The organism is Eubacterium sp. AF16-48 (assembly GCF_003479405.1).
Lineage (GTDB): Bacteria > Bacillota > Clostridia > Lachnospirales > Lachnospiraceae > Eubacterium_G > Eubacterium_G segne.
The window spans coordinates 1-755 of sequence record NZ_QUHB01000030.1; the positions used below are offsets into that span (position 1 = coordinate 1).

The window sequence follows — 755 nt, forward strand, 5'->3', positions numbered from 1 at the left end:
CCTAAAATGAAATTTTAAATTCCACTCTCCCACTGTACAGTGGAATTTACTTTTACATAAACGGAATTTACTCTTTCACACCATTTTCCTCTATTATATTGCTTATTCCCTCTTCTTTTTGTATTCTTTTTCTATGCCTTCTGATGACGGTGAAAGGAGGTTCTTATGTCAAACCTTATTCCCGGGAATCAAAAACATTTAACTTTACAAGACCGTAAATTTATTGAAGACTCTTTAAATGAAAATCTTTCGTTCAAAGAGATTGCTAAATATCTTTGCAAAGATCCTACTACCATTTCAAAAGAGATACGCCTTCATCGTGTGGATGATATTAACCCCAAACGGATATTTAATAATCCACACAACTTCTGCACCCAAAGATTTCGATGCAAACGTACAAATGTCTGTGAAAAGATTATTCTTTGCGACATCAACTGTGCTTCCTGCATGAAGTGCAATCAGGTGTGCAAATCTTTTGTGAAGGAGTGCTGCTCCCGTTTGGACAGGGCTCCCTATGTGTGCAATGGCTGTGATAAACCACTTCATCGGTGTAATGTTCCTCATAAATACCGCTATGATGCTGTTTTTGCACAGCGTAACTATGAAGAACTCCGTACTTCTTCAAGAAATGGTGTAAATATCACAAAGCACCAGGCACTTCAAATGAATTCTGTGGTTGCACCTCTGATAGAACAGGGACAATCTCCATATGTAATTGTCACCAACCATCCGGAACTGGGCATCAGTGTGAAAAC

At 38.3% G+C, this 755-nt stretch carries 1 protein-coding gene; it reads left to right on the top strand.

What is annotated here, in order from left to right:
* Window positions 1-165 precede the first annotated feature (165 nt).
* Window positions 166-755, top strand: a 590-nt coding sequence (locus DWW68_RS13295; protein ID WP_147365711.1) for a helix-turn-helix domain-containing protein, incomplete at its 3' end; no start/stop codon positions are given.